Annotated in this window: 21 protein-coding genes and 1 pseudogene; 11 read left to right on the top strand and 11 right to left on the bottom strand. The window is 61.4% G+C overall.

Translation table 11 applies throughout. The features are described from left to right. Position 1: 1 nt before the first annotated feature. A complete protein-coding gene (dnaK, locus tag ACTM86_RS03680; protein WP_154518137.1) occupies positions 2-1,894 on the bottom strand; it encodes a molecular chaperone DnaK in 1,893 nt (630 codons plus the stop codon). Positions 1,895-2,484: 590 nt separating this feature from the next. On the opposite strand from dnaK, the gene ACTM86_RS03675 reads away from it, so the two are divergent. Then, on the top strand, positions 2,485-2,736 hold the full coding sequence (locus tag ACTM86_RS03675) for an indolepyruvate ferredoxin oxidoreductase subunit alpha (protein ID WP_158564522.1): 252 nt from the start codon (positions 2,485-2,487) through the stop codon (positions 2,734-2,736). Positions 2,737-2,973: 237 nt separating this feature from the next. Here the strand turns inward: ACTM86_RS03675 and ACTM86_RS03670 are convergent, their stop codons facing one another. The 5 genes from ACTM86_RS03670 to ACTM86_RS03650 form a co-directional block, all read right to left on the bottom strand. Continuing rightward, positions 2,974-3,519 (bottom strand): transcription repressor NadR, encoded by a 546-nt coding sequence (locus ACTM86_RS03670; RefSeq protein WP_441015374.1) that lies wholly within the window; start codon positions 3,517-3,519, stop codon positions 2,974-2,976. Beyond that, positions 3,519-4,379, bottom strand: coding sequence for a carboxylating nicotinate-nucleotide diphosphorylase (gene nadC, locus ACTM86_RS03665; protein ID WP_441015372.1), 861 nt, complete (start codon positions 4,377-4,379; stop codon positions 3,519-3,521). Before nadC ends, ACTM86_RS03670 begins: the two co-directional genes overlap by 1 nt. Positions 4,380-4,382: 3 nt before the next feature. Then, positions 4,383-5,759 carry an L-aspartate oxidase gene (locus ACTM86_RS03660; RefSeq protein ID WP_441015370.1) on the bottom strand — a complete coding sequence of 459 codons (1,377 nt, stop codon included), beginning with the start codon at positions 5,757-5,759 and terminating at the stop codon, positions 4,383-4,385. Positions 5,760-5,815: 56 nt separating this feature from the next. Then, a complete protein-coding gene (gene nadA, locus ACTM86_RS03655) occupies positions 5,816-6,841 on the bottom strand; it encodes a quinolinate synthase NadA (RefSeq protein WP_441015368.1) in 1,026 nt (341 codons plus the stop codon). Positions 6,842-7,106: 265 nt separating this feature from the next. Next, positions 7,107-11,924 carry an MBG domain-containing protein gene (locus tag ACTM86_RS03650; RefSeq protein ID WP_441015366.1) on the bottom strand — a complete coding sequence of 1,606 codons (4,818 nt, stop codon included), beginning with the start codon at positions 11,922-11,924 and terminating at the stop codon, positions 7,107-7,109. 242 nt (positions 11,925-12,166) lie between these two features. On the opposite strand from ACTM86_RS03650, the gene ACTM86_RS03645 reads away from it, so the two are divergent. Continuing rightward, positions 12,167-12,889, top strand: coding sequence for a LytR/AlgR family response regulator transcription factor (locus ACTM86_RS03645; RefSeq protein ID WP_427727330.1), 723 nt, complete (start codon positions 12,167-12,169; stop codon positions 12,887-12,889). Continuing rightward, complete coding sequence (locus ACTM86_RS03640) at positions 12,889-14,166, top strand: sensor histidine kinase (RefSeq protein WP_441015364.1); 1,278 nt, start codon at positions 12,889-12,891, stop codon at positions 14,164-14,166. Before ACTM86_RS03645 ends, ACTM86_RS03640 begins: the two co-directional genes overlap by 1 nt. A gap of 60 nt (positions 14,167-14,226) precedes the next feature. Here the strand turns inward: ACTM86_RS03640 and ACTM86_RS03635 are convergent, their stop codons facing one another. Further along, on the bottom strand, positions 14,227-14,802 hold the full coding sequence (locus tag ACTM86_RS03635) for a hypothetical protein (RefSeq protein ID WP_441015362.1): 576 nt from the start codon (positions 14,800-14,802) through the stop codon (positions 14,227-14,229). 136 nt (positions 14,803-14,938) lie between these two features. Here ACTM86_RS03635 and trxA point away from each other — a divergent pair, with 136 nt between their 5' ends. The 8 genes from trxA (at position 14,939) to ACTM86_RS03595 (ending at position 22,435) form a co-directional block, all read left to right on the top strand. Beyond that, the gene (trxA, locus tag ACTM86_RS03630; RefSeq protein ID WP_441015360.1) at positions 14,939-15,259 is read left to right on the top strand and encodes a thioredoxin; all 321 of its coding nucleotides are present in this window, start codon (positions 14,939-14,941) and stop codon (positions 15,257-15,259) included. Positions 15,260-15,478: 219 nt separating this feature from the next. Beyond that, positions 15,479-15,727, top strand: coding sequence for a hypothetical protein (locus ACTM86_RS03625; RefSeq protein WP_006235225.1), 249 nt, complete (start codon positions 15,479-15,481; stop codon positions 15,725-15,727). 1 nt (position 15,728) lies between these two features. Further along, the gene (nikR, locus tag ACTM86_RS03620) at positions 15,729-16,235 is read left to right on the top strand and encodes a nickel-responsive transcriptional regulator NikR (RefSeq protein WP_370450671.1); all 507 of its coding nucleotides are present in this window, start codon (positions 15,729-15,731) and stop codon (positions 16,233-16,235) included. Between the two features lie 117 nt (positions 16,236-16,352). Beyond that, positions 16,353-19,016, top strand: a complete 2,664-nt coding sequence (hypF, locus tag ACTM86_RS03615) for a carbamoyltransferase HypF (protein WP_441015358.1) — start codon at positions 16,353-16,355, stop codon at positions 19,014-19,016. 134 nt (positions 19,017-19,150) lie between these two features. Then, positions 19,151-19,411 (top strand): HypC/HybG/HupF family hydrogenase formation chaperone, encoded by a 261-nt coding sequence (locus ACTM86_RS03610; protein ID WP_427727316.1) that lies wholly within the window; start codon positions 19,151-19,153, stop codon positions 19,409-19,411. Continuing rightward, positions 19,411-20,526 carry a hydrogenase formation protein HypD gene (gene hypD, locus ACTM86_RS03605; protein ID WP_441015356.1) on the top strand — a complete coding sequence of 372 codons (1,116 nt, stop codon included), beginning with the start codon at positions 19,411-19,413 and terminating at the stop codon, positions 20,524-20,526. Before ACTM86_RS03610 ends, hypD begins: the two co-directional genes overlap by 1 nt. 81 nt (positions 20,527-20,607) lie before the next feature. After that, the gene (hypE, locus tag ACTM86_RS03600) at positions 20,608-21,642 is read left to right on the top strand and encodes a hydrogenase expression/formation protein HypE (RefSeq protein WP_441015354.1); all 1,035 of its coding nucleotides are present in this window, start codon (positions 20,608-20,610) and stop codon (positions 21,640-21,642) included. A 124-nt stretch (positions 21,643-21,766) separates the two neighbouring features. Then, entirely contained in the window at positions 21,767-22,435 is a 669-nt protein-coding gene (locus ACTM86_RS03595; protein WP_441015352.1) for an HAD family hydrolase, read from the top strand. Positions 22,436-22,582: 147 nt separating this feature from the next. On the opposite strand, the gene ACTM86_RS03590 is transcribed toward ACTM86_RS03595, so the two are convergent. The 4 genes and pseudogenes from ACTM86_RS03590 to pyrE form a co-directional block, all read right to left on the bottom strand. Further along, positions 22,583-23,140 (bottom strand): hypothetical protein, encoded by a 558-nt coding sequence (locus ACTM86_RS03590; RefSeq protein WP_441015350.1) that lies wholly within the window; start codon positions 23,138-23,140, stop codon positions 22,583-22,585. 233 nt (positions 23,141-23,373) lie between these two features. Further along, the gene (locus tag ACTM86_RS03585; RefSeq protein ID WP_441015348.1) at positions 23,374-23,910 is read right to left on the bottom strand and encodes a PTS sugar transporter subunit IIA; all 537 of its coding nucleotides are present in this window, start codon (positions 23,908-23,910) and stop codon (positions 23,374-23,376) included. 274 nt (positions 23,911-24,184) lie between these two features. Further along, a pseudogene (locus ACTM86_RS03580) lies at positions 24,185-24,589 on the bottom strand (family 1 glycosylhydrolase); the annotation flags it as partial. Positions 24,590-24,873: 284 nt separating this feature from the next. Then, the gene (gene pyrE / locus ACTM86_RS03575; RefSeq protein ID WP_441015346.1) at positions 24,874-25,557 is read right to left on the bottom strand and encodes an orotate phosphoribosyltransferase; all 684 of its coding nucleotides are present in this window, start codon (positions 25,555-25,557) and stop codon (positions 24,874-24,876) included. Between the last annotated feature and the right edge of the window lie 116 nt (positions 25,558-25,673).

Here is a 25,673-nt window from a genome sequence, read left to right as displayed (position 1 = left end):
ATTACTTGTCCTCGTCGTCCACAACCTCGTAGTCGGCGTCGACGACGTCATCGTCGGCAGGCTGGGCGCCGGCGGCACCGTCGGTCTGCTGCTGAGCGTCGGCGTAGACAACCTGAGCCAGCTCGTAGGCCACGGACTGCAGGGACTCGCCAGCGGCCTTGATGGCCTCGACGTCAGAGCCCTCGAGCGCCTTCTTGGCATCGGCGATAGCGGCCTCGGCCTTGGACTTCACGTCGGCGGAAACCTTGTCGCCCAGCTCGTTGAGGGTCTGCTCGGTGGAGTAGCACAGGCTGTCGGTCTGGTTGCGGACCTCGACCTCTTCCTTCTGCTTCTTGTCCTCCTCGGCATGAGCCTCGGCGTCCTTGACCATACGATCGACTTCTTCGTCGGACAGAGCGGTGGAGCCGGAGATGGTGATCTGCTGCTCCTTGCCGGTGCCCTTGTCCTTAGCGGAGACCTTGACGATGCCGTTGGCGTCGATGTCGAAGGTGACCTCGATCTGCGGCACGCCGCGGCGGGCAGCCGGGATACCGGTCAGCTGGAACTTACCGAGCGACTTGTTGTCGCGGGCAAGTTCGCGCTCGCCCTGGAGCACGTTGATCTCGACGCTGGTCTGGTTGTCGGCAGCGGTGGAGTAGACCTCGGTCTTGGAGGTCGGAATCGTGGTGTTGCGGTCGATCATCTTGGTCATGATGCCGCCCATGGTCTCGACGCCCAGCGACAGCGGGGTAACGTCGAGCAGCAGGATGCCCTCGACGTCGCCGGTGAGCACGCCGCCCTGGACGGCAGCGCCGTCGGCAACGACCTCGTCGGGGTTCACGGACATGTTGGGCTGCTTGCCGGTCATGGTCTTGACGAGCTCCTGGACGGCGGGCATACGGGTGGAGCCGCCGACGAGGATGACCTCGGTCAGATCGGAGAGCTTAAGGTTAGCGTCGCGCAGGGCGTTGGTGACAGGCTGCTTGCAGCGCTCGAGCAGGTCGCGGGTGATCTTCTCGAACTCGGCGCGGGTCAGCGTGTAGTTGAGGTGCAGCGGGCCGGACTGGTTCATGGTGATGAACGGCAGGTTGATAGTGGACTGCTGGGCGGCGGAGAGCTCCTTCTTGGCGTTCTCGGCGGCCTCCTTCAGACGCTGCAGGGCCATGGGGTCCTGACGCAAGTCGACACCGTTCTCCTGCTGGAACTTATCGGCCATCCAGTCGATGACGCGCTGATCCCAGTCGTCGCCGCCCAGGTGGTTGTCGCCCGAGGTGGACAGAACCTCAAACACGCCGTCGGCGAGGTCGAGGATGGAGACGTCGAAGGTACCGCCGCCCAGGTCGAAGACCAGGATGCGCTGGTCGGAGCCCTGCTTGTCCAGGCCATAGGCCAAAGCGGCAGCGGTCGGCTCGTTGACGATACGCTTAACGTTGAGGCCGGCGATCTTACCGGCGTCCTTGGTGGCCTGGCGCTGGGCATCGTTGAAGTAGGCCGGGACGGTGATGACGGCGTCGGTGACGGTCTCGCCCAGATACTTCTCGGCGTCGGCCTTCATCTTTGCGAGCGTCATGGCGCTCACCTGCTCGGCGGTGTATTCCTTGCCCTCGATGTCGACGACGGCACGGCCACCCTGGCCCTCCTTGACCTCATACGGCACGGTCTTGAGCTCGGAGGTGCACTCGGAGTACTTGCGGCCCATGAAGCGCTTGATGGAGAACACGGTGTTCTTGGGGTTGGTGACCGCCTGGTTCTTAGCGGCCTTGCCCACGACGCGGTCGCCGTCGGCACGGAAGCCCACGACAGACGGGGTGGTGCGGTCGCCCTCGGCGTTCACGATGATGGTCGGAGAACCGCCCTCGAGAACGGCCATTGCGGAGTTAGTAGTACCAAGGTCGATACCAAGAATCTTGCCCATTAGAAATTCCCTCTCTCTTGTGCGTTTGCACCGACTCGGCGGTCTGCCAAGCGGTCTTTCGGTTTGTCTTTCAGGATGTAGTGTATCCCCTTATGGACCGGAATATACAAAATCTAAGTCAATTCATATAAGATTTCTTATCACTTAGAGTTTAGGTTCTCGAATGCGCAGGTAGATGCGCTGATTGAGTTCTCGGCAAATCTCTCGAGATCTATGTAGAGATGGCTGAGGTTTGGGCCGGGGGTGCCTGGGGCTGCTTTACGGAAAGCTCGTCCCGGTTTGAGTGTGGATTCCGGGTCGTAGTTTCCGTCTGAAGGCTCAACCGGAAACCATATCCCGTTTTGAGAGCTGATACCGGGTCGCAGTTTCCGCTAGCGGGCCCAACCGGAAACTGCGACCCGTTTTTCGACCAGATAACGGGATGCGCTTTCCGAAAGCCCACTCAATTGCTCAATAATTCGAGTCACCTTTAGCTAACATTTGCACAGCTCACCAGCCTCACCTGTGCGTTTCTTAGTAAGCCGTGGCATACTCGGCGAATGGTATGAAGATGCCGGCCAGAGGGTATTGCAAACGGTCGCTCACGTGGTATGTTTTTGCCCGAATCAAACCGGCGCGCATCGCCTGTAGCGTCGGTCAACAGAGAGGAAACTACCATGGCTCATCCCGTAATTGATGCCGACGAGTGCATCGCTTGTGGCGTTTGCGTCGACTCCTGCCCCGCTGGCGTTCTGGAGCTCCAGGACGTCGCTACCGTTGCTGACGAGGACTCCTGCGTCGCCTGTGGCGCTTGCCAGGACGCTTGCCCCGCCGGCGCGATCACCGAGATCGTCGAGGAGTAACAACTCCCCCACTTGCACACTCACAAGTACACCGTGCACAAAAAAGGAGGCCTCCGCATCGCCGCAGAGGCCTCTTTTTTGTACGGATAGCTAATTTGGCACCGTCGCAGGTTGAGCATAAGTCAGCGAAAACGCCCCTAAGCGAGCAAGGTGACGTGAAAGAGGAGGGAAGCGTACTTTTGTACGCGACCGACGATTGAACGTCAGATTGCCGCTTAGGGGCGTTTGCAGCATCGGCTACGACAGATCGTCTTCGTAGGGCATCAGGTCTGCCAGATAGCCCTTCTCCTTGAGCATAGCCTCGATCTCGTCGAGGGTTTGCTCATCCTCTGCCGCGATGCGATGGAAGTGATAGCCGCTCGTCACCGTTAGTAGTGGAAAGCTTTTGCCGCTCTCGATATCGTGCAGGTAGCGCTCAACATCGCGACGATTGCGGATGTCCAGGTCGGCCGTGATCTTACCGTACACGCGGTGATTGACGATCACGTTGAGCACGGCGCCTCCGGCGTCGACGATACTCGTGAGCTCATCGCCTGCCTGCTCCATGCTATGGCGAACCTTGACCAGGCGCGTGGGCACGGCGGGGCTGCTGGGGGCCTCCTGCAGCACGTAGCCGCGATTGGTCGCCACGATATCGTGCCCATCGGCGCGCAGCAGGGCGATGTCTTGCACGACAACCTGGCGGCTCACACCCACCTCGCGAGCAAGCGTACTGCCGGAGACGGGGTCTTTGGCTCGCTCGAGCACGCCCATGATGGCACGGCGACGCTCGCGGGCGTCCATTATTTACCGTCCAGCAGACGCAGGTGCTTAAGCGAGAGGTCGAGAATCGGCGCAGAGTGCGTCAACGCCCCCGAGCTAATAAAGTCAACGCCCAGGTCGGCAAGCGCACGGATATTGCTGGCATCCACGTTGCCCGAACACTCGGTCTTGGCGCGACCGGCAATAAACTCAATCGCGGCAGCCATGTCATCGTGGGTCATGTTGTCGAGCATGATGATGTCGGCACCGGCCTCCACGGCCTCGCGCACCATGTCCAGGTTCTCGCACTCGATCTCGACCGTCGCGGTAAACGATGCATGGGCGCGCGCCATCTCGATCGCACGCGTCACGCCGCCGGCGGCGTCGATGTGGTTGTCCTTGAGCATGACGGCCGTCGACAGATTGTAGCGGTGGTTGCTGCCGCCGCCGATCTCGACCGCGGCCTTCTCGAAGACGCGCATACCCGGCGTGGTCTTGCGCGTGTCGACGAGCACGGTCTTGGTGCCCTCGAGCGCCGCAGCCATCTGGTGCGTATAGGTAGCGATACCGCTCATGCGCTGCAGGTAGTTGAGCGCCACGCGCTCGCCCGAAAGCAGCACGCGCGCATCGCCGCGTACCTGGCCCACATGGTCGCCGGCGTGCACCTCGTCGCCATCGGCAACGTCAAACAGCACCGAGCTCTGCGAATCCAGCAGCTCAAAGGTACGAGCGAACACATCCAGGCCCGCGATGATGCCATCGGCCTTGGCGATGAGCTCCACCGTGGCGGGACGCGCCGTGGGGCACACGCTCGCCGTGCTCACATCCTCAAACGTAATGTCCTCGCGCAGAGCCTGCAGAATCAGATCATCGACGACGAGCTTCATGGTAATGGGGTTCATGGTCTACTCCTCCACGGCCTGCGTGCCGGCGGCACGGGCCAAATCATCGATTGCCAGGGTGTCGGCGCTCAGGGCGCGATGACGGCCATCGAGCGCGGGCTCGCCCGCCTGCTCCACGGCGAGCGACTCGCCGGTACGCATGTGCCACGCGGCGCGACGACCCCAGACCAGCGCCTCGAGCAGGCTGTTTGATGCAAGGCGGTTCTTGCCGTGAACGCCGTTGCAGGCCGTCTCGCCGGCGGCGTAGAGCTCGGGCATCGAGGTGCGGCCGTCCTTGTCGACCCACACGCCGCCCATAAAGTAGTGCTGCGTGGGTGTGACGGGGATGGGCTCGTCCAAGATGTCGCGGCCGTCCTCCAGGCAGCGTGCGCGAATGTTGGCAAAGTGTCCGGTCACCACGTCGCGCTCAACGGGGGCAAAGCTCAGCCACTCGTGCTCGGTACCATCCTGCTTCATCTGCTCGCGAATAGCGGCAGCGACCACATCGCGCGGCTGAAGCTCATCGGTAAAACGCTCGCCGGCGGCGTTGAGCAAAATCGCGCCCTCGCCGCGGCAGCTCTCGCTGATCAGGAAGGTGCGGCCCGGCTGCGGCGAGAACAGTCCCGTGGGGTGAATCTGCACGTAGTCCAGGTGCTCCATCTTAATGCCATGCTCCTGGGCAATGTAGCAGGCATCGCCGGTGAGCTGCGGGTAGTTGGTCGAGTGGTCGTATACACCGCCGATGCCGCCTGTCGCCCACAGCGTGTGGCGGGCATGGATCTTAAACGGCTCGCCGGCATGCACGCCCTCGGCGGCATTTGCCAGCTCGTCGGCGGGGCGAACCGAGTTGTCCTCGTCCACGGGAACGGCGACGACGCCGATGCACGCCGTGGCGCCATCACGCTCGCCCGTCAGGATGTCGGTCATGGCCACGTGCTCCAAAATCTGCACGTTATCCAGCTTGCGAACGGCCTGGAGGAGCTTGGTCGTGATCTCCTTGCCCGTAATGTCGGCATGGAAGGCGATGCGCGGGCGGCTGTGCGCACCCTCGCGGGTAAAATCGAGGCTGCCGTCGGCCTTGCGCTCAAAGTCCACGCCCATGGCCAGCAGGTCGTTGATGACCGAACGGCTCGAGCGGATCATGATGTCGACGCTCTCGCGGCGGTTATCGTAGTGGCCGGCGTGCATGGTGTCCTCAAAGAAGGCGTCGTAGTCAGAGCCTTCGGGAAGCACGCAGATACCGCCCTGCGCGAGCATCGAATCGCACTCGTCAACAGCGCCCTTGGAGAGCATGATCACGCGCGTGCTCGTCGGCAGATTGAGGGCCGCGTATAGGCCCGCCACGCCGCAACCGGCAATGACGACATCGCACTCCATGTCGGGGCATTGTTTGGTTTCCACAGGAATCCTCTCCCTTGTAATGTGGCATAAGGGATGGTCCCTCATGTCACATCGTTCTAGCGCGCCGCGTATTCGAGCATGCGGTCGAGCGTGAGCTTGGCCTGGTCGGCGGCTTCATCCGACACGCCGATCTGCACCTCGCCCTCGCCCGTCTCCAGGCAGCGCACGAGCTTTTCGAGCGTGATGAGATCCATGTTGACGCAGGTGGGCTGCACCGCGGGGAAGTAGAACTTCTTGCCGGTGCCCTGGCAGCGCCGCTCGAGCTCGTAGAGCACGCCGCGGACCGTCACGATGATAAACTCGCTCGCGTCCGACTCCTCGGCATACTTGATGATGCCGGCAGTGGAGCCGATGTAGTCGGCCTCGGCCAGGACGTCGGCCTTGCACTCGGGGTGCGCCAGCACGAGCGCGTCGGGGTGCGCCTCCTGAGCGTCGACAATCTGCTCGACGGTGATGATGTGATGGCGCGGGCAGTAGCCGTTGTTGAGGATGACGTGCTTTTGGGGCACCTGCTCGGCCACAAAGCGGCCCAGGTTCTGGTCGGGAATGAACAAGATGTGCTGCTGCGGCAGCTCGGAGACGATCTTGACGGCGTTAGAGCTGGTAACGCACACGTCACTCCAGCTCTTGATCTCGACCGTCGAGTTGACGTAACACACCACGGCCAGGTCGTCGCCATATTCGGCGCGCGCCGCGTCGACCGTCTCGTGCTTGACCATGTGCGCCATGGGACAGTCCGCGCCCGGATCGGGCAGCAGCACGGTCTTGGTGGGGTTGAGCAGCTTGGCGCTCTCGCCCATAAACTCCACGCCGCACAGCACGATAGTCTGCTGCGGCAGGCTCTTGGCAAGCTTTGCCAGGTAGAAGCTGTCGCCGACGAAATCGGCCACAGCCTGAACCTCGGGCGCCACATAATAGTGCGCCAGGATCACTGCGTCACGTTGGGTTTTTAGCTGATGAATGGCCTCGACGAGCTCTGCGGGCACCAGTGCCGCGCGCTCCGTTGCCGTCGTTGCCGATGCCAGGCCGGCCGCGATATCGCGTGCAAGCTCCGATGCATCCATGTTCGCGCTCTGTGCCATCAAGGCCCCTCTCTTTTGGCGAATCTTGGGGCTTTAGTATGACACCTGGCTTTACAGCTGACAAGACAGCTGTAAAGCCAGGTGTAAAGTTGGAATAAGGATTCAATCTTGGGGCGGGTCCATTTTCGAACTGGCAAGCTGAGGACAGTCGAAAATGGATCCGCCACACGGTTCGAGCGGCCCGTTTTATCTTGGTCCGAGAGGCGGTGGGCATAAAAGCGGGTCCGGATCGCTCGATCCGGACCCGCTGGGAGCTGGTGCGCGGTTAAGCGCGGCGCTTCATGATGGTCCACGCCAGCAGCAGGACTGCCACACCGGCAGCGAGTACGGCGCCCGCGACGACATAAGTGCTGTCGCCGGACTCAGGCAACGCCTCCTTGCTAGCCCTCTTCTTAGGCTTGGAAGTCGTAGTCGTGGTCGTAGTAGTCGTAGTGGTCTGGCCAGGAGCGGGCTTGGCAGCCTCGGCAACGGTAAAGGTCGTCTCGGCCGTGCCCGTGGTCGAAACCACGCTCAGCCTGTGTTCGCCCACGCCGAGCGTATTCAGGAAGCTCGTCTTGAGCGTCACGATCGTGGAACCCTCGGTGAGCACGTAGTTCTCGGCGGCGACCTCCTTGTCGTCGACCAGCACCTTCTGGAAGAACGCGAGCGGTGCGCTCGAACGGAAGCTCAGGTCCTTGGCGGCGTCAACCACCATCGTCTGGCCCTTACCGTCGATGATCTCGGGTACCAGAATCGCAATTTCCTCGGTTGCGCCCTGATCGCCGCAGACGGTGCACTCCTGGTGCTTCTCGCCCTTGGCCTCGGTAGTCGCCGGTTTGTCGACAACCCACTTAAAGGTATGCTCGGCCTTGTCGATGATGTCGTCGCAGCGGCAGTTATGCCAGTGGTTCTTGGCATCGCGTGCCCAGCCGGAGCCGTCGGGCTCGTGCTTAAGCACGCCCTCGACCGTCACGTTCACATCGCCCTCGACGTCCTTGAGCTCATAGGTGCCCTTGGCGGAAAGCTTAACGGCCTTGCCGTTGACCTTGACGGCGTAGTCCTTGCCCGCAAAGTACGCGCTGTCGATGCTCATGGTGAGCGTTGCGGCGCCGTGCCAGTCGAGCTCGGTTGCCGTCGCGGTGAGCGCGTAGCCCACCTGATTGCTCGGCAGCGTCACGACCAGCTTGGGACCGGCCGCCACGGTAACCTCGGTGGCGGAAGAAGCGTCGTAGTTGGCCTTGGCCTGGTAGCGCACCTCATACGTGCCGGCGGCAAGACCCATAAGCTCGGCCGTGCCCTCGTCCACCGCCTGATACTCGTCAGCACCCTTGGCACGCCACTCCATCGTCGCGTCGACGCCCGTGATCTTGCCGTCACGCTTGCCGCTCACGGTCTCGGCCGCAGCCTGGACCACCGGCGCGCCCTGGGGCGCCTTCTTGATGGAGAACTCGCACGTCAGGCCTTCGGCGGGAAGCTTGTAGTTACCCGCGTCGTCGCCCGTCAGCTCGGTGATTTTCGCCGTGTAGGTGCCGGCCTTGACCTTGGCGCCGTCGACGTACGCGGAGATATCGTCACCTTCGATGACATTGTGGAGCTTCGCCTGGGGGCAGTGCTCCTCGCCGTCGTAGGTGAACCCAGTAGTGGTGTCCCACGTTACGGCAAGCTCGCGCTTACCGATCGTAAAGGTGCCGTCCTTGAACGTGATCTTGTAGTTGGAGTTGGCGCCCTCAGGCTGCGTCAGGTGCAGAGCATAGCCACCGTCGTGCACGCTGTCGTCATCATCGCGCTCAATCTCAATACCCTGAAGGCTCTCGCCCTCAACGAGTTCGCCGGATGTGATCGCCCACGTAAACACGGGGTCGGCCTCGCCGTAGGTCTTAGAAGCGGCCTGGGCGGTGACCGTAATCGCGCGCGGCTTGACCTCGAGCGTGACCTCGCCCTCGGCGGTCGCACCGTCAATCGTCACCTGGTAAGCAACGGTCAGCGTGCCGACGTCCTTAATCTTGGGGGCCTCGAGGGACCATTTCTTGCCGTCGGTGCTGTACTGGGCCGTCGCGCCCTCGGGCAGACTCGTCGCATCAACCGTGTGATACGCACCGTCGTACTCGTCGGAGTAGCCCTTGATGCCGAAGGCGGGAATCTCGACAGACTCGCACTCGTAGCCGCACGTCTTGCAGCGCTCGTGCTTGGAACCGGGCTTATCGGCCGTGGCGTCCTGGTCGACGACCCACTCAAAGTCGTGCTGGGCGCGGTCAACGTCCTCCTTGCCGCAGGTGCAGGTGTTCCAGTGCTCGGCGTCGTCGTGCTTCCAACCGCTACCGTCGGCCTTCTTGGGGCCGTCCTTGACCTCAACCGTCAGGGCCTCAGAGGCGTTATGGTTACGGTCGGCCTTAAGACGAACGCTGTATTTGCCAGCGGCGAGGCCCTTAACCGACGTCTCGCCTTCGGCAATCCACTGATAGTCGCCGGCGGCCTCGGCTTTCCACTCGTAGGTGTTATCAATCCCGTCGATGCTGCCATCCGCCAAGGCATGTCCGGTCGCGGCCGTCGTCTTAACGTCCTTGGGAGCAGCCTGTTCGGCGGGGGTGATTTTTATCTCGAGCTCGCCCTCCACCGGCACGTAGTCGGGTGCGGTAATACGATATTTAATCGTCTCGGCGCACACGTTGCCGTAGACATCGCGCGTGACATCGGTATAGGAGGGGATTCGGTCTTCGTACAGCAAGCCACCATCGACGCTATATTCGATCTGCATGCCCTCGGGGGCGTTGTCGACCGTCACCGACGGCGAGTGATCCTTGCCATCATAGGTGCCGTCAAAGCCCTTGGCCTGAACATTCTCGAACTGCGTGCCGTAGATGCTCCAGTAGAAAAACTTGCAGGAGTAAATTGACTCGTAGGATGAGAAGTTTCCCAGGCCCCAGAGCTGGCTCCGGTACGCACCTGGATCTTTCTCCGAAACCGATTCGCCCCAAGCGAGGCGTTCGAAATCGACGCCCTCTTTAAGCTCAATCCATTCGTCGCCAAGCTTATACGTCACCTTAATGCGAGGCGTTATCTCCTCACCCGTCCACTCATAAGACGGAACGTCGTTGAGCACGTCACCGTTGCTGAACCTGACGTTATCCTTCAACTTGTCGTAGCCAATGATTTCGACCTTGCAAAGATCCTTGCGGCTGGAGTCCTTCTCCGCAAGCGAGGCGGGGTTAATCTTGAACACGCGCTCGAGCGTAACATCGCTCTGTCCCTCGATGGCAACCGTCGCCACCACGCGATAGGTACCCGCATCGCACGGCTGCGACCCTTCCATCTCGATGCCCACGGTGTCATTCTCATCCACGAAACGGTAAAAGCGTGCGCTCACAATCGTTACCTTGCCCTGGGCTACAGCGTTGTCCTTTTGAGACGGCTTAGTCGTAGCAAGCACGGCATCGCGCGGCTTGCCGTTGTAGGTAAAGCTCAGGTCGCCGCTCTTGGACGACATCAGCGAGATCTTCTCGCCATCCCCGGAGTAGACACAGTGCGAGGCCTCATACTGTCCGTTGCACGTAGCCGCGATGCTGTACCCATCCTTGTTGGTGGAATAGATCCACTCGTGCTCGTGCTTGCGATGGATAACCTTGACCTTGCCATCGGTAACGTCGTATGCAAGGTTTTCGTTGGCGAGCTTGAGCCTGCTCGCGAGATCCTCCTGCGAAAGATCGCTCGTGACAAGGTCCACATACTCATAGTAGTAATACTGCTTATTGGACTCGGGATCGAACTTGGTATCGTCGATAGACAGGACGGCTGTGCCCGTAAAAGACTCATCGACGTGAACCTTACCGTAGCTACCGACATCGGACGCGACATCGGACGCATCGACGCCCTTCGCCTTGGCCGTAGTGACCTTCGTGTTGCCGGCGAGCGTCACAGAACCAAGGGCGTAAACCGCGCAGCGCTTCTCGTCCTGACCGCTTATGTCGCGACCGTTGAATCTATCAGAGGGGAACACGAACGAATCGTCGATAACCGTACCGTTTATGGTGCACGACGCATCCTTTGCCACCGCAATGGCACTCGTCATGTGCATCTGATATTGAATACCCCACACATTGAACATATAAGAGCAGGGTCCATTCCATGACGTGTTATTTGTTGAACGGATACTGCAGTTATTCAGGGCGACTATGGCATTTTTGACGCCAATATTGCCCGCATGCACATGACCGCTCTCAACCTTCATCTCGTCGCACGCAATCATTCCCTGACTGTTGTTTTCGAACGTGCAGCCGTTCAACGTAACTTTTGGAGTCTTCGACCGCCCGACCACGCTCAAGGCGCCGACGCAGTCATCACTATTATTCTTAAACGTACAGTTGACAAACGTTGCATCCACCGCGACCTGGCTGCCTCTGATAGTTACAGGCGCCGGCGAGGCTTCGTAAATTTCATTACCCTTGTCAACCTTGAATGCGCTGTTCTTGCAGCATTTCCAACCGCTGACACTCACGTTCGTGAAGCTGGCCGTCTCCCCCGCACCCATGGTTCCATAGAGCGTGATTGCCCGATCGGTATCTTTGTTCTCGGTCCTTGAAACAAGCTTGAGGTTTTCCACGGAAAGGTTGAGGCTCTTGCCCGTATTCGGTTTATCGACACCTCCACGCGCTTCGTAATCATTGCTATCGCTCAAAAACGTTTTTCCATCGCAGCGTACCTCGGTCGGGACACCCGAATCACCGATAAACTCGACATAACCGCCCTTGAGCACAAAGAGCGGGTGTTGCGAATATGTAAGGTCACGCTCGACGGTCAGCGGACCGCCCAGAGACGAGCTGTCAGTGAAATATAGGCGGGTCGGGTTCTCCTTGGTGCCACCCTCGACCTCATAGTGGTCGATATCAACCGTGCCGGCAAACCGATAGTCTTTGCCGCCGGAAAGTTGGATTACATCACTTTCGCCATACGAAAGCTCGCTTTTCAGGTGTTTCGGTTTGATCGCGGCGGACGGATACGCCTCGGCTACCGTAGGCGTGGCGAGCGTCGTCGCCACGCCCCCAAGCGCCAGCGCTGCAGCCAGCACGCAAGCAGCAAGTCTGCGCATCCCCATCTTCTTCTCCCTCATCACGGCTCCCCTTACCCCTATGCTTTCGCAATGTTCGCTATCGCTTGGCGCCGGCGGGCGGCCTGACTCCCCGTCCGACCGCCGGCATCGATTGACATGTGTATCCATGGAGTATTGTGCGGCCGTCAAAACTGACGCCCTGCCGCTCGGCGCGAGTTGCGCACCGTGGGGCGCAAACGGGGTGTTCCCCCGCGGGCGGTGCGCACCCAATGTGGCAAAATCGAACTACTAAGGGGGCCCGAATGCTCAAGATCATCGCCTGCGACGACGACGTCGCTTTTCTAGATAGACTGCACCGGATGATCGACCGCTGGTCGACCGAGACGGGCACGGCGGTCGACGTTGCACTCGTCACGCGCGGCGAGGACCTGCTGGCCCGCCATGCCGCATCGCGCGCCGACATCATTCTGCTCGACATGATTATGCCGCTCGTCAACGGCATGGACACCGCGCGGGAGTTGCGCCAATCCGATACAGCCGTGCGTCTGGTGTTCCTCACCTCATCGCCCGAGTTCGCGCTGGAGTCCTATGAGGTCCGTGCCTTCGACTACCTGCTCAAGCCCGTAACGTACGAACGCCTAGCGCAACTGCTCGACGAGCTTTCGAGCATGCGACCTGACGCGACCGATGAGCTCGTGACCAAAACGTCCTTTGGATACCATGCTCTGCGCCTGTCCGATATCGAATACGCCGAGGCCCGCAACAAGCACGTGGTATTCCACCTGCGCGACGGGCGCGACATCGAAGCGCTCGAGCCGTTCCGCAACATCGAGGACCAGCTGGCCAAAAACGCGAACTTCTTTAAATGTCACCGTAGCTACCAGGTCAACCTGCGCAATATCGACCACTTTAACCGTACGGATATCGTCATGCGCTCGGGCGCTTGCATCCCGCTGGCGCGCAGCTGCAAGCAGGGTTTCCAGGATGCCTACTTTGCGGCACGGTTCGAGAGCGGGAGGCGCTAATGCTCCCCGCGGCCGAGATGGTACTTTGGGCAATCCACCACGCAACGACCCTGCTTTTTGGCGTTTTTGCCTCGGCGGCGCTCTGCGGTATCGAGATCAACCGGCGTCATGCGCTTGAGCTGGTGATGGTCGGCGCCGTAACCGGATGCGCATTCGGCCTCGCCAATGCCGTCGGCGGCGAGCTTTTCGCCCGTCAGGTATATCCGCTCGTCGTGCATCTGCCGCTCGTCATCTACCTGTGCGCGCGCTATCGCCTGAGCCCGCTGCTCGTTATGCTGGGCGTCACCAGTGCTTATCTGAGCTGCCAGTTCAGCAACTGGATGGGCATCGCCGCGCTCGCCGCCACCGACTCGCAAATCGCGTACTACGCGGCACGCATTATCACCACGGCCGTCGTCTTTGCAATCCTGCTGCATTGGGCCAGCGACATCGGTCCGCGCCTGGCGGTTAAAACCCCCACCGAGCTCGAGATTCTGCTCATCCTGCCGCTCGTCTATTACATCTTTGACTACGCCACCAACGTCTACACCACGCTCTTCCACTCGGGCTCCGTGGTGACGGTTGAGTTTTTGGCATTTGCGCTTTGCGCGTTCTACCTCATGTTTCTTACTGTGTATCTGCGCGAATACGAGGCAAAGGAAATCGCCGAGCGCGAGCGCTGGATGCTCGCGACCCGCGACAGCGCAGCCATCAAGGAGCTCGAGGCCTGGCGCCAATCTGGACGTGAGCTTTCGGTTCTCCGCCACGACATGCGGCACTTCCTGCGCGGCCTTGCGGCTTTGATCGAGGAGGGCCGCACCGACGAGGCGCTCGAGCGCATCGACGAGCTCTGCGAGACAAACGACCGCACCGCTGTGCGCCGCTACTGCGCCAACGACACGGTCAATATCGTGCTTTCGTCATTTAGCTCCGATATCAACCGAAACGGCATCACCGCCGATTTGCGCGCCGCCGTGCCCGAGAGCGTCCATGTAGCCGACGTCGATCTGTTTAGCGTACTCTCGAACGCCCTGGACAACGCCATCGTCGCCGCAAGCGCCGCTCCCCAGGGCAAGCGATTTGTCGATCTGGACCTGCGTTGCGAGGACGGGCAACTGCTACTTTTGGTTTCCAACACGTTTGGGCGCCCGCCGCGCATGGTCGACGGCATGCCCGTTGCCGAGCACACCGGACACGGCTTTGGAACCAGGAGCATTAAGCTTGCCGTCGAGCGCATGAACGGCAACTGCCAGTTTCGCATTCACGGCGATCGGTTTGAGTTTCGCGCAGTGATGTAAGGGCGCGACAAGTCGGCGCCGCGCTCGACCCATCAGGACCGCCTTGCCGGCGCCAGTCCGCTACAGCGGCGCGGCGGCCGGGGTCAGCTGCTTGATGTAGGCCCACATGCGCTGCTTGTCGGCCTTGTCGGTCAGCGCGGCCTCAAAGCCGTCGAGCGCGAGTACGCGACGACCCTGCACGTGGGCGACCAAGCCGGGCTTGAGCATGGCGGTATCAAAGTCGTCGATCGCCACGAGCATGTCTGCGTAGGTCTCGCGCATGGTATCGGCCGCGCGATCGTCCAGCAGCAGGACCGCCTCGGGATCCAAGGCCTCGAGCGCCTCGCGGAACAGCTCGCACGGCAGGTCCTCGCCTGCCGCAACCGCCCCGTCGCCCGCGCCGGCAACACTTGCCAGCACGCAGAAATCCTCGGGCGCGTAACCGATGGCGCCGAGCGCCTTACGCAACGCGGCGCCGTCTGGACCGGCAGCCAACTCGCCACCCGCACGCTCGGCATCGTCTAAATCTCCTTTTACCAGCACAATCGGCGAGCACGCGTTGCCCGCGATACGCACGCCGCGACCCGCGAGCGATGCGAGCTCCTGCTCGGCCGCCTGGGCGATGGCTTCTTTTTTCTGGCTTTGTGACGTGGGCATGCGCTCTCCAATCGTTTGCATGCCCACCATTATATAAAAGAGCCGCCCGCGAGTGGTTGCATTGCGGGCCGTTGGGTATAAGCACAGTCGTACTGAGTTTTACGCGGCAGAGCCGCGTCGCATTATGGAGGTCACTATGGCTGACATTAAGCAGATTACCCCCGAGAATTTCGATTCCGTCGTTAACGGCAGCCTTCCCGTGCTGGTTGATTTTTGGGCACCGTGGTGCGGTCCCTGCCGTTCGCTCTCGCCCATTGTTGACGAAATGGCCGACGAGCTGGCCGGCAAGATTACCGTCGCCAAATGCAACGTCGACGACAATCAGGACCTGGCCATGAAGTTTGGCGTTATGAGCATCCCCACGCTGGTTGTCTTTAAGAACGGCGAGGAAATCGACCGCTCCGTCGGTGCGCTGCCCAAGGCCAGGCTGCAGGCGCTGCTTGAGAAGCACCTGTAATGCGCCGGTCATGTGTTGCCGTCCATGAGTGGTTTTGTGCCGCTCGCCGGAGAGCCGGGTGTTGCACCCGCGACCACGGATAGTATGGTAATCACAAACAGCCCCCAGTGAACGGGTGCGGGTCAGACGGACTCGCACCCGTTTTCTTATGCGGCGATGCGTAAAGCGGGCGTAGTAGAATCTGAACCACTGATTAGACCCGTACAAAAGGAGATTCCCATGCATGACGTCGGAATGAACATGAGCCAGCTTGCCATGAGCGTCAAGCAGGTCGACGACACCATTGAGCTCGCCCACGAGTGGAGCCATCAGCTGCTGCATGCGACCGAGAACTTTGACATGGAGCGCATTGGCGCCAAGCTCGAGGCCGCCATGGCGGCGCTCCACGAGGCGCACGACGCACTCGAGGGCTACGAGGAGGCCATCGAGGCCGACCATAACTCCGTTGGCTCCGTAAAGCTGGTGTAGCGTGGCCGAGCACGAGCACGCCTGCGAGCACGAGCATCCGCACGGGCCGACCGGCGACGTGGGCTGCCGCCTCAGCGGCTCCGCCTCCGAGCTGGTCCGTTTTTCGGTCACCGCTCCCGACGACCTGTTGCGCCGCTTTGACGAGCAAATCGCGCGCCGCGGCGACGTTGCCAACCGCTCCGAGGCCGTGCGCGACCTGATTCGCGCCTCCATTGCCAAGGAGCAGATGCGAACGCCCGACGAGCAGGTCATCGGGTCGCTCACCATGATCTATGACCACCATACCGGCGATCTGACGCGCCGTCTGGACGAGGTGCAGCACGACTACACCGACGAGATTGTCTCGACCATGCACGTGCATCTGGACCACCACAACTGCTTGGAGATTCTGGCGCTCAAGGGTCGCGGCGAGCGTGTCTACGAGCTGGCTGACCGTCTGCTGGGCCTGCGCGGCGTTAAACACGGCGAGCTCACCTGCGCCGCCACCGAGCAGAGCCTGGGGCTGTAGCGGGTCTTTGCGCGGCGCACCTGCCAAAAAGGGACAGGTTTGTTTTGGCAGGTTTAACGTTTTACCGACCAAAATAAACCTGTCCCTTTTTGGCAGGTCTCGATGAAGGAGGGTCGCATGCGACATGTGCATATCCATGTAACGGGCATTGTGCAGGGCGTTGGCATGCGGCCATTTGTGTATCGCGAGGCCATGGCGCACGGCATTTGCGGCTGGGTGCTTAACGCGGGCGATGGCGTGCATATCGAGGCGCACGCTTCGGTCGAGGCGCTCGACGGCTTTGTCGCCGCGCTATCGGAGCATACGCCTGCGGCAGCTCGTGTGGAGCATGTCGAGGTTATGGACCTAGCGCCCGGCGACTGGGACGCCGCCAACGAACGGGGCTTTCGCATTGTGGCATCGCAGGATCAAACCGCCCACACGACGCTCGTCTCGCCCGACATCGCCACGTGCGACGACTGCCTGCACGAGCTGTTCGACCCCGCCGACCGACGCTTTCACTATCCCTTTATCAACTGCACCAACTGCGGACCGCGCTTTACCATCATCCGGTCGCTGCCCTATGACCGAACGGCCACCTCGATGGATTGCTTTCCCATGTGCCCCACCTGTGCCGCAGAGTATGGCAACCCGCTTGACCGGCGGTTTCACGCGCAGCCCGATGCCTGCTTTGATTGCGGGCCGCACATTACGTGGCGCGAGGCCGGCGAAGCCGCCGCGTCGCTGACCGTCGGCACCACGCGCAAGACCAGCGACGCCATTATCGACCGCTGTGTTGAGCTGCTGGCCAACGGCGGTATCGTCGCCATCAAGGGTCTGGGCGGATTTCACTTGGTATGCGACGCCTCCAACGAGAAGACGGTAGCCGAGCTTCGCCGCCGCAAACGCCGCAGCAACAAACCGCTTGCCGTTATGGTGCGCGGCCTTGCCGATACTGAACGCCTGTGCCATGTCAACGACGTTGAGCGCGGCCTGCTGGCCGGCAGCATTCGCCCCATCGTGCTGCTGCGCCGACGTGCCGTTTGCGAGAGCGGCGGCTCCCCCAACGCCCTCGCGCTCGCGCCATCCGTCGCGCACGATCTGCCCGAGCTCGGCGTTATGCTCCCCTACACCCCGCTTCAGCATCTGCTGCTTGCCGCGGCAGAAGCCCGCGGCATGCACGCGCTCGTCATGACCAGCGGAAACCTGAGCGAGGAACCTATCGAGACCGATGATACCCTTGCATGGGAGCACCTTGTTGCCGCCGGCATCGCTGACGCGCTACTTGGCAACGACCGTGCGATTCTCTCGCGCTACGACGACTCTGTGGTGCGCGCGGCGAACGGCGCCGTTATGCCCGTTCGCCGCGCTCGCGGATATGCACCCCAGCCGCTGCCGTTGCCGGCGCTCGACGGCGCTCCGTCCTGCGTGCTCGCCTGCGGGCCACAACACAAGGCCACGATTGCGCTCACGCGTGAAGGGACGAACGGCGAGGCAACCTGTTTTGTGTCGCAGCATATCGGCGATGTTGAAAACGGCGGGACCTTCGATGCCTGGAACGCCGCGCGCGCACGCTTGGAAGATCTCTTTGACTTGGCGCCCGCCGCCTTGGCCTGCGATCTACACCCCAGCTATCTATCGAGCCAGTGGGCGCGCGAGCAGGCGCGAAAATGCAATCTGCCGCTCGTCGAGGTGCAGCACCATCATGCGCACATCGCGAGCGTAATGGCAGAGGCGATTGCCGCGGGCCAGCTTACAACCGACGCGCGCGTCCTTGGCATCGCCTTTGACGGCACCGGCGCCGGCACCGATGGGACCATTTGGGGCGGCGAGTTTCTTGTTGCCAGCCTTGGCGGCTTTGAGCGCGCCGCGCATTTGCGCACCTGGACGCTCCCCGGCGGGGCGGCCTCCGTGCACGACGCCCGCCGCAACGCCTTTGCCCTGCTCAGTGAGCTCGGCCTGCTTGAACATCCGGGGGCCGAGCGGCTCTTGGACGGCCTAGACGAGCAAACACGCAGCGTGACGGCAACGATGATCGAGCGGAACATCAACAGCCCACGCACGAGCAGTATGGGGCGTCTCTTTGACGCCGCCGCTGCAGTTTTGGGCATTTGCGGGCAGGCAACCTACGAAGGCGAGCCCGCCATCGAACTCGAAGCCGCCGCCTGGCGCGCGCTCGGCAGCAAAATTACCCATGTTCCCGGCGATAAAGACGGCTGTTCCGCATCTGACCCATTGCGAATGGACAGTTTGTTCAGATTTGTATTAAAAACAGACCCTTTAACCAACGGTTTTGGCTCAGATTACCCCGAAGAGGGCTCTCCAGGCACCTCATTTGCGGTTAATTCGCCCGCCGGATACCCCAAATCAACCCATTCGGGGCCCTCGCAGACGATTTATACCACCCATTACCACTCTAAAAAGTACAAATCTGAACTAACTGTCCAAGCTACCTCGAGCAGGTCTCTCGTCCTGAGCCCCAGCTCACTTTTTGCGGCGCTTTTGGAGGGAACCAGAGCCAGTGTGCCCGCCGACAGGCTCGCACTCGACTTCCATGTCGCCGTCGCGCGCTCCTCGGCACGCATCGCCAGCGAGATCTGCGCGTGCGAGAGCATCGACACCGTCGCGCTCTCGGGCGGCGTGTTCATGAACCGACTTCTGCTCCAGCTCCTCACCCGCGAGCTCAAAAGCGCAGGTCTTACTGTCCTTATCCCCCATACCGTGCCCGTCAATGACGGCTGCATCGCCTACGGTCAGGCGGCGGTCGCAAGCGCTCGTCTTGCGCAGATCGCATCGCAGTAGCTCGCTCTCGCACACCGCTGTGCCCAGCCGTCTCACAGGCGTAACGCGTTTGCCCGCGAACCCCGCGAGCGCTACCATCAACTGATGGATTATTGAGCGCCTATCCAGCGCAAAACGTATAAAAGGGGAACAATATGTGCCTTGCCGTCCCCGGTAAAGTAGTCAAACGCGACGACGGCCTCAAGGCCACCGTCGATATGATGGGCGTCGAGCGTCCGGTGTCGCTGCGACTCGTGCCGACGGCGCAGGTTGGCGACTATATTCTCGTGCACGCCGGCTTTGGCATCCAAATCGTCGACGAGCAGGAAGCGCAAGAAACGCTCGAGCTCGTTAACGCCATGACCGAACTGGCCGAAGAAGACCAACTGGCCAGCAACCCGGCCGAGGCATACTAGTGGCGGCCGGACAGCCGGTGCGCTCCGGTATCGACTTTTCGGCATTTCGCGACCCCAAGCTGGCTCGCGAGCTCATCGAACGCATTCGCGGTCTTGTCGGCAACCGTACCATCAACCTTATGGAAGTCTGCGGCACGCACACCGTGAGCATCGGCCGCTATGGCTTTCGCTCCATTATGCCGGCCGGGCTCAAGCTGCTGAGCGGCCCGGGCTGCCCCGTCTGCGTTACCGCCAACCGTGACATCGACCACGCGATCGCGCTCGCCAACATAGACGGCGCCATCATCACCACCTTTGGCGACATGATGCGCGTGCCCGGATCGTCCACCTCGCTCGCTGCGCAAAAGGCGGCAGGGCGCGATATCCGCATCGTCTACTCCCCGCTCGATGCGCTCGACATTGCCGAGCAAAATCCCGAACGCCCGGTCATTTTTATGGGCGTGGGCTTTGAGACTACGACGCCCACCATCGCCGCTGCCATCTTGGAGGCCGAGGCGCGCGGGCTTTTGAACTTTTCGGTCTATTGCGCCCACAAGACCACGCCGCCGGCGTTGCGCGCCATCGCCAACGATCCCGAGACCGCCATCGACGGCTTTATCCTGCCGGGCCACGTCGCCACTATCACGGGCTTGGCGCCCTTTAGCTTTTTGGTCGACGAGTTCGATACCCCGGGCGTGGTCACGGGATTTGAACCGGTCGATATCCTGCAAGGCATCTGCATGCTGGTCCAGATGGTTGCCGAGGACAGGCCCACGATCGACAACGCCTACCGCCGTGGCGTCAACGCAGGCGGCAACCCCGTGGCGCGACAGCTGGTCGAGCAGGTGTTTGAGCCATGCGACACCACATGGCGCGGGCTGGGGCCAATTGCCAACTCGGGCCTTTCCATCCGCCCTGAGTTCTCGCGCTTTGATGCCCATGCTCGCTTTGACGTGCCCGTTGAGGCGACGGTCGAGCCGCGTGGGTGCCGCTGCGGCGACGTACTGCGCGGTGCCATCACGCCGAGCGACTGCCCGCTCTTTGGCCGCACTTGCACGCCCGATCACCCCATCGGCCCGTGCATGGTGAGCTCCGAAGGCAGCTGCGCGGCGTACTACCGCTACCGCGACTATTAGGTTCCGCCGTTCTAACGAGCGGCGGACTGGTCGACGCTGCGCCTCACCCATATAATTCCACCCACGATTGGAGTTTTGGATATGTCCCATAGCATCACCGATAGCACCGTCCTTTTGGGCCATGGCTCCGGCGGTCAGATGATGAAACGCATCATCGATGAGGTCTTTTTAGATGCCTTTGGGACGCCCGAGTTGCTCGAAGGCAACGACGCCGGCGTCGCCGCGCTGCCCGCGAGCGGGCGCATCGCCATGTCGACCGACAGCTTTGTAGTCTCGCCGCAGTTCTTCCCCGGTGGCAACATCGGCCGTCTCGCCGTGTGCGGAACCGTCAACGATGTCGCGACCTCGGGCGCCAACGTGCGCTACCTATCGTGCGGTTTTATCCTCGAAGAGGGCTATCCCATGGATAAGCTCCGCCAGATTGTGCAGACGATGGCCGAGACGGCGCGCGAGGCGGGCGTGTCCATAATCACGGGCGACACCAAGGTGGTCGAGCGCGGCGGGGCCGACGGCGTCTACATCAATACCGCCGGCGTGGGCGAGGTTCCCACGGGCGTGGCGCTCAGCGGCGCCAACTGCCGCCCCGGCGACGTTATCCTGGTGTCAGGCACACTAGGCGACCACGGGATTGCCATCATGAGCCAACGCGAGGGCCTGGCGTTTTCGAGCACGATCGAAAGCGATGCTGCGCCGCTCAACCACCTGATTGCCGACGTTTTGGCCGCAGCGCCCGGCACGCGCTGCTTCCGCGACCCCACGCGCGGCGGCCTGGCATCCACACTCAACGAGTTTGCCCAGGCCAGCGGTGTTGCCATGGAGATCGACGAGGATGCCGTGCCCGTGCGCCCCGACGTGCAGGCCGCATGCGAGATGCTCGGCTACGATGTGCTGCAGGTGGCAAACGAGGGCAAGATGGTCGCCGTGGTGCCGGCCGAGCAGGCCGATGCCGCGCTGAGCGCCATGCGCGCCGCCCGCTACGGCGAGAATGCCGCGATCATCGGCCGCGTGCTGCCGCTTGCCGAGGGCTCCCGTCCCGCCGTGCGCGTGCGCACCGGCTGGGGCTCTACCCGCATCCTCGACATGCTCGTGGGAGAGCAGCTGCCAAGGATTTGCTAGGGCGGAATCGCACGGTCGGCGCGATGTCACCTGATATCCCTGGAGATGTTCAGATTCCAAGCACACCCAACGCGTAAGCCCAGTATTATGGGGTGCGTTTTGAAACCCAATGACGGGAGCTTTCATGGCAGCAGCTTTTTCCCATGTGATCTTTGATCTGGACGGCACCATCCTCAACACGCTCGAGGACCTGGCAGCCGCCGGCAACCATACCTGCGAGGCGCACGGCTGGCCCACGTTTGCCGTTGACGAGTACCGCTACAAGGTGGGAAACGGCATGCTCAAGCTGGTTGAGCGCTTTATGCCCGCCGAGTACGCGGGCGACGGCCGTATGTTTGAGCAGACGCTTGCCGAGTTTAGGGCTTATTACGGCGAGCACAAGGAGGACCACACCGCCCCCTATGCCGGCACGATCGAGATGCTCGACCGCTTGCGTGCCGCGGGTGTGCAGCTTGCCGTGCTCACTAACAAGGACCACGTCTCGGCGGCCCCGCTTATCGAGAAGTATTTTGGTTCCGAGCGCTTTGCGCTGGTACAGGGCCGTGTCGATGCGTTTCCGCCTAAGCCCGAGGCACCCGTCACGCTGCATGTGATGGAAGAGCTGGGCGCCGACCCGGCGACCACGCTCTATGTGGGCGATTCCAATGTCGATATCCTGACCGGCCACAACGCCGGTCTTAAGAGCGCAGGCGTCAGCTGGGGCTTCCGCGGCCGCGCAGAGCTGGAAGCCGCCGGCGCCGACCACGTGGTGGACAGCCAGGCAGAGCTCGCGGCGCTGGTGCTGGGCGAGTAGCGAGCGGGCACCAGAGCGAACAAATTGGCATGAAAAGAGGACGGCATAGACCTTCTGGTCATGCCGTCCTCTTTGAATGACAAGTTGTCGCTCTGGTGCCCACGCAGCGTCGAGCAGTTGCGGCGTTTGGTAAAACGCCGCAACGAACTAGTTCATCATCGCATTCATCATCTCGGTGGTTGCGGAATCGTCGGCAGACCACTCGTTATCCTCGTTGGCGGAATACTTAAAGGTGACCTTGGTGTCCTTGGTCTTAGCGGCCTTGGTCACGTCGACCATCACCTGGCCGGCCATCTTGTACAGCTCGTCCTCGGAAGGCATCGTATCGAGTGCGGCGATCTTCTCCTGATACTGGGTGGCGAAATCTTCGACGATCTTGTTCATGGACTTGCAGGTGATGGTGACCTCGGCGGTCGCGGTGCCCTTGTCCTCATCGACCGTCACATCACCGATCTTGTAATCAAAACCCTCGAGATAGCTCTTGGCATACTCCTCGGGATCGATGCCCAGCTGCTCAAACTCGTCGCCCGAAGCCTCTTCCAGGCCGGAGAGGAAATCATCGCCGCCGTTCTTGATCTCGTCAAACTGACTCGTAAGGTCGTCGGTGATGAGCTCCTCCACCGAAGGCCCTCCGCAGCCGGAAAGCAAAACCACGCACGCGACCAGGGCAGCCATCAGGGGCGCAAGCAGCAGCTTCTTTTTCATGACATTCCTCCAAACAAGCGGCGCTGCGTTTCCCGCGCAGCGCACGTCGTAACAGTAGGTCCATATTAGCGGCTCCGTTCAACCCCCTACGTCGCAAAAGCGTAGGCGGCTCAATTTGACGAGTGAATGGCCCATAAAGCAAGCCCCCTGCAATAAAATGCGCCTACTCGGCCTACTAAAAAAGGGTGGCCGGATAACCCGACCACCCTTGTGCATCTTCTGGATGCCGCAGACTACTTGCGGACGACCTTAACGATGGCGTCACCGGCGGCGACGGCAGACTCGGCCTCGACGGCGAGCTCGACATCGGCAAACTCGGCGGTGTTGGACACGGCCACGACGACGCAGTCCTTGTAACCGGCGGCAGCGATCTTGGCGCGGTCGATCTTGAGCAAGGGCTGGCCGGCCTTCACGACGTCGTCGGCCTTGACGAAGCCCTCGAAGCCGTCGCCATTCATGTTGACGGTATCGACGCCAACGTGCACCAGAACCTCGATGCCGCTATCGGACTGCAGGCCCACGGCGTGACCCATGGTGACGGTCACCTTGCCGTCGGAGGGAGCGTAGACCAGGTCGTCCTCGGGCCACACGGCGCAGCCCTTGCCCAAAACCTCGCCAGCAAAGACGGGATCGGGCACGTCGGCCATCTTGATGACCTTGCCCTTGACGGGCGAACACAGCACGTCGGCGCCGGCAGAAGCAGAAATGGAGGCCGGAGCAGCGGCAGCCACGGGCTCAGCCTTCTTCTTGAACATATCAAACAGACCCATACGTTTTCTCCTCTTGATTAAGCGCAACGTTATGCGCATACCTATGGTGATTATAGTGCCAAATGGCCAAAATGCTAAGGCAAGGGCCCGAATCACAAGCCCTTCCAAGCCCTTCCAAGCCCTTCCAAAACCTTTTCCCCAGTGGCACTCATATTGTCGATTAAGCCTCGATAAGCCCCGGGTGAACAAAAGCGTTCCAGATGCCGTCGTCATCGACGTCGGTGGTCACGTAGTCGGCGGCCGGTCCGGCGTTCGGCGGAACGCCGGGGCTCAATTATTCCAAGCCCTCGGTGCCGTTGGACTTGATGATCTTCTGGTATGCGAAGAAGCTGTCCTTGCGGCGGCGCTCGTAGGTACCGGTGCCGTCGTCGTACTTATCGACGTGAATGAAGCCGTAGCGCTTGCGCATCTCGCCAGTGCCGGCGGAAACCAGGTCGATGGGACCCCACCAGGTGTAGGCTATCAGGTCAACGCCATCGGCAATGGCCTCGCCCATGGCCTTGATGTGGCTCTGCAGGTAGGCGATGCGATACGGGTCATGGATGGAGCCGTCCTCCTCGACCTCGTCGTAGGCGCCCATGCCGTTCTCGACCACCATCAGCGGAATCTCGTAGCGGGCGTAAATCTCGTTGAGGGCGATGCGCAGGCCCAGCGGATCGATCTGCCAGCCCCAGTCGGTGGGGACGTTCTTAAACGACTAGTCAAACAAGAATGTCCCCAACGACTAGTCGTTTAAGAACGTCCCCAATGGCTACTCTGGCAACGGCAGCGAGCGGGCCGCATCCGGAGCAAGACAACGCCGCAAGTAGAGGACGGACAGCGAGCGACGTCCAGGGAGAACAAGTTGGCATGAAAAAGGCGAGGCATTGACCTTCTGGTCATGCCTCGCCTTTTGAATGACAAATTGTCTCCCTGGGCGGCGCGCAGCGTCGGCCGGTTACGGCGTTTGGTACAACGCCGTAACTACTCCTGTGCTCCATACTGCTCGTAGTAGGCGTCGATGGCGGCCTTAAGCTCGTCATCGATGACGACCTTGCCATCGATCTCGTGGTTGTAGAGGGTCTCGACGACCTCGGCCATGGAGACGATGCTCGCGACGGGGAAACCGTACTTTGCCTCGATCTCCTTCTGAGCGGTGGTCACGCCACCCTTGCCGACCTCCATGCGGTTGAGAGACACGATCAGGCCCTTGATTTCGACGTCGGCGGCAGCCTTAACCTTGGGATAGGTCTCGTCGATGGACTTGCCGCTGGTGGTAACGTCCTCGACCATGACCACACGGTCGCCGTCCTGGGGCTCATAACCCAGCAGGTTGCCCTTATCGGCACCGTGGTCCTTGGCCTCCTTGCGGTCGCAGCAGTATTTGACCTGCTTGCCGTACAGCTCGTGGTAGGCAATTGCGGTCACGACGGCCAGCGGAATACCCTTGTAGGCCGGTCCAAACAGCACATCAAAGTCGTCGCCAAAGTTATCGTGGATGGCCTGGGCGTAATACTCGCCCAGCTTCTTGAGCTGATAGCCCGTCACGTAAGCGCCGGCGTTCATAAAGAACGGGGACTGACGGCCGCTCTTGAGCGTAAAGCTGCCGAACTTAAGGACGTCGGACTCAACCATAAACTTGATGAACTCTTGCTTGTAAGCCTCCATGCGGGCTCCTCTCGTAATCGCGTACGTGCTCTCCAGTTTAGCGCAGGCGAAGCGTCGATGCGGGTGCGCTTTGGAGCCACATCCCCCCCCCCGTTAGAGTAAGGAACTGGGCGGCG

The sequence above is a fragment of the Collinsella sp. HCP3S3_E11 genome (genome assembly GCF_052067375.1).
In the GTDB taxonomy this organism is placed as follows: domain Bacteria; phylum Actinomycetota; class Coriobacteriia; order Coriobacteriales; family Coriobacteriaceae; genus Collinsella.
This window is presented reverse-complemented; position numbering and strand designations above follow the sequence as displayed.

Excerpts from the sequence above, each read along its gene's own strand:
- ACTM86_RS03635 (WP_441015362.1), bottom strand. The coding sequence starts at position 14,802 with ATGCCCACGTCACAAAGCCAGAAAAAAGAAGCCATCGCCCAGGCGGCC.
- dnaK (WP_154518137.1), bottom strand. The coding sequence starts at position 1,894 with ATGGGCAAGATTCTTGGTATCGACCTTGGTACTACTAACTCCGCAATG.
- hypF (WP_441015358.1), top strand. The coding sequence starts at position 16,353 with ATGCGACATGTGCATATCCATGTAACGGGCATTGTGCAGGGCGTTGGC.
- ACTM86_RS03625 (WP_006235225.1), top strand. The coding sequence starts at position 15,479 with ATGCATGACGTCGGAATGAACATGAGCCAGCTTGCCATGAGCGTCAAG.
- ACTM86_RS03640 (WP_441015364.1), top strand. The coding sequence starts at position 12,889 with ATGCTCCCCGCGGCCGAGATGGTACTTTGGGCAATCCACCACGCAACG.
- ACTM86_RS03610 (WP_427727316.1), top strand. The coding sequence starts at position 19,151 with ATGTGCCTTGCCGTCCCCGGTAAAGTAGTCAAACGCGACGACGGCCTC.
- nadC (WP_441015372.1), bottom strand. The coding sequence starts at position 4,379 with ATGAACCCCATTACCATGAAGCTCGTCGTCGATGATCTGATTCTGCAG.
- ACTM86_RS03595 (WP_441015352.1), top strand. The coding sequence starts at position 21,767 with ATGGCAGCAGCTTTTTCCCATGTGATCTTTGATCTGGACGGCACCATC.
- pyrE (WP_441015346.1), bottom strand. The coding sequence starts at position 25,557 with ATGGAGGCTTACAAGCAAGAGTTCATCAAGTTTATGGTTGAGTCCGAC.
- hypE (WP_441015354.1), top strand. The coding sequence starts at position 20,608 with ATGTCCCATAGCATCACCGATAGCACCGTCCTTTTGGGCCATGGCTCC.
- ACTM86_RS03645 (WP_427727330.1), top strand. The coding sequence starts at position 12,167 with ATGCTCAAGATCATCGCCTGCGACGACGACGTCGCTTTTCTAGATAGA.
- ACTM86_RS03675 (WP_158564522.1), top strand. The coding sequence starts at position 2,485 with ATGTTTTTGCCCGAATCAAACCGGCGCGCATCGCCTGTAGCGTCGGTC.
- trxA (WP_441015360.1), top strand. The coding sequence starts at position 14,939 with ATGGCTGACATTAAGCAGATTACCCCCGAGAATTTCGATTCCGTCGTT.
- ACTM86_RS03585 (WP_441015348.1), bottom strand. The coding sequence starts at position 23,910 with ATGGGTCTGTTTGATATGTTCAAGAAGAAGGCTGAGCCCGTGGCTGCC.
- nadA (WP_441015368.1), bottom strand. The coding sequence starts at position 6,841 with ATGGCACAGAGCGCGAACATGGATGCATCGGAGCTTGCACGCGATATC.
- ACTM86_RS03590 (WP_441015350.1), bottom strand. The coding sequence starts at position 23,140 with ATGAAAAAGAAGCTGCTGCTTGCGCCCCTGATGGCTGCCCTGGTCGCG.
- ACTM86_RS03650 (WP_441015366.1), bottom strand. The coding sequence starts at position 11,924 with ATGAGGGAGAAGAAGATGGGGATGCGCAGACTTGCTGCTTGCGTGCTG.
- ACTM86_RS03670 (WP_441015374.1), bottom strand. The coding sequence starts at position 3,519 with ATGGACGCCCGCGAGCGTCGCCGTGCCATCATGGGCGTGCTCGAGCGA.